The 2,539-nt window shown below is 66.0% G+C and carries 2 protein-coding genes; both read left to right on the forward strand.

Annotated elements, in window-relative coordinates:
- Positions 1 to 111: 111 nt before the first annotated feature.
- Positions 112 to 993: a lytic transglycosylase domain-containing protein gene (locus QZ609_RS26330; protein WP_295501408.1), complete on the forward strand. Its 882-nt coding sequence runs from the start codon at positions 112 to 114 to the stop codon at positions 991 to 993.
- Between the two features lie 47 nt (positions 994 to 1,040).
- On the forward strand, positions 1,041 to 2,539 hold a 1,499-nt coding region (locus tag QZ609_RS26335), incomplete at its 3' end, for a DNA topoisomerase IV subunit A (RefSeq protein WP_295501410.1).

Here is a 2,539-nt window from a genome sequence, read left to right on the forward strand (position 1 = left end):
TCAACATGATGAACATGCTGATGGGCAAGGGCGAAGCCGGCGCGCGCCGCACGTGGCTGGAAGCGCGCGGCAACGAGGTCGAAGCCGATATCTGATAGCCGAACGATCACGATGAAGTTCGTACGACGTATCGCATTGCTGCTGACGGCGCTGGCCTTGCTGGCCAGCCAGCCGGCGCGCGCGGACGTCTACGGCTACATCGACGAGAACGGTCTCGCACACTTTGCGGCGTCGCGTCTGGATGACCGCTACGTGCTGTTCATGAAGGGCGCGGCTGTCGCCGGCGGACAGGAGGGCAGCGCCATCGCCCAGCCGGCTGGTGATCCGCCCGATGCCGATGCTTACATTGCCGCCGGCAAGCGCGACGCGCTCGACAACGCCGGCATGCGCCAGCGCCTCGTGCGCGCGGTGCTGCAGCATCCGAACGTGCCGACGGTCGAGCCGCTGATCCGCCAGGCGGCGAGCAAGCACGGCGTGGACCCGGCGCTGGTGAAAGCGGTGATCGCCGCCGAATCCGGTTTCAACCCGCAGGCAGTGTCGCCCAAGGGCGCGATCGGGCTGATGCAGGTGATTCCCGAAACCGGTGAGCGCTACGGCGTGACCGGTGACGCCCGCCGCTCGGCCGCGCAGAAGCTGGCTGACCCGAAGATCAACATCGCCACCGGCGTGCGCTACCTGAGCGATCTGCTGCGCATGTTCTCGGGCAACCTCGAACTTGTTCTGGCCGCCTACAACGCCGGTGAGGGCGCGGTGCAGAAGCACGGCAACGACATCCCGCCCTATGCCGAGACGCAGAACTACGTGAAGACGGTGCTGCAGTTCTACCGTTACTACAACCCGATGGCCACGGTTGCCGGTTCAGCCCGCCTCATGAACGTGAGCGCCAATGGCGCCATGGTCACGGGCAAGCCTGGTCGCACGGGGCGGCACGGGCGCATCGAACTGGTACTGGACCCGGCCACTGGCCTCGCCACGAACGCACAACAACATTGATCCTGGCGGCGCCGCAACCGATGCGCGCCGCCCTCGCTTGAGCCTCCATGGAACAACAAGACATCCTCTTCGACCCCAGCGAGCCGGCCGAAGCGCTCACGCTTGGCGCCTATGCCGAGCGCGCCTACCTCGACTACGCCGTCAGCGTGGTCAAGGGTCGCGCCCTGCCCGAGGTGGCCGACGGCCAGAAGCCGGTGCAGCGCCGCATCCTGTTTGCGATGCACGAGATGGGCCTGCGCGCTGACGCCAAGCCGGTCAAGTCGGCCCGCGTGGTCGGCGACGTGCTCGGTAAATACCACCCGCACGGCGACCAATCCGCCTACGACGCGCTGGTGCGCCTGGCGCAGGATTTCTCGCTGCGTTACCCGCTGATCGATGGCCAGGGCAACTTCGGCTCGCGCGACGGTGACGGCGCGGCAGCGATGCGTTACACCGAAGCGCGCCTGACGCCGATCTCGCGCATGCTGCTCGAAGAGCTGGACCAGGGCACCGCCGATTTCGTCCCCAACTACGACGGCTCGATGGACGAGCCCAAGCTGCTGCCGGCGCGCCTGCCGTTCGTGCTGCTCAACGGCGCCTCGGGCATCGCGGTGGGCATGGCGACCGAGATCCCGTCGCACAACCTGCGCGAAGTGGCCATCGCCGCCGTTGCGCTGATCCGCGACGACAAGCTCACCAGCACCGACCTGATGCAGTACATGCCCGGCCCGGACTATCCGGGCGGCGGACAGATCATCTCGTCGCCGACGGACATCGCGCAGGTGTACGAGACTGGCCGCGGCAGTCTGAAGGTGCGCGCGCGCTGGAAGATCGAAGAGCTCGCGCGCGGCCAGTGGCAACTGGTGGTGAACGAGCTGCCGCCCAACACCTCGTCGCAGAAGGTGCTGGAAGAGATCGAAGAGCTGACCAACCCGAAGGTGCGCACCGGCAAGAAATCGCTCACGCCGGACCAGCTGCAGATGAAGCAGACCATGCTGGGCCTGCTCGATGCGGTGCGCGATGAATCCGGCAAGGACGCTCCGGTGCGCCTGGTGTTTGAGCCCAAGAGCAAGAACATCGACCAGCAGGAATTCGCTAACGCACTGCTGGCGCATACGTCGCTGGAGTCGGGCGCGGCCATCAACCTGGTGATGATCGGCACCGATGGCCGGCCGCGCCAGAAGGGGTTGGTCGAGATCCTGCGCGAGTGGGTCAAGTACCGCTTCGAGACGGTCACGCGCCGCACCCGGCACCGTCTGGGCAAGGTGGAGGACCGCATCCACATCCTTGAAGGCCGGCAGATGGTGCTGCTGCGCATCGAGGAGGTGATCCGCATCATCCGCGAAAGCGACGACCCGAAGATGGCGCTTATCCAGGCCTTCAACCTGACCGACCGTCAGGCCGAAGACATCCTGGAAATCCGCCTGCGCCAACTGGCGCGCCTGGAAGCCATCAAGATCGAGCAGGAGCTGAAGAACCTGCGCGAAGAGCAGGGCGAGCTGGACGTGCTGCTGAAGTCCGAGACCATGATGCGCCGTCGCATCATCAAGGAGATCGAGACCGACGC

Origin of the sequence: uncultured Ralstonia sp. (assembly GCA_913056305.1) — a bacterium.
In the GTDB taxonomy this organism is placed as follows: domain Bacteria; phylum Pseudomonadota; class Gammaproteobacteria; order Burkholderiales; family Burkholderiaceae; genus Ralstonia.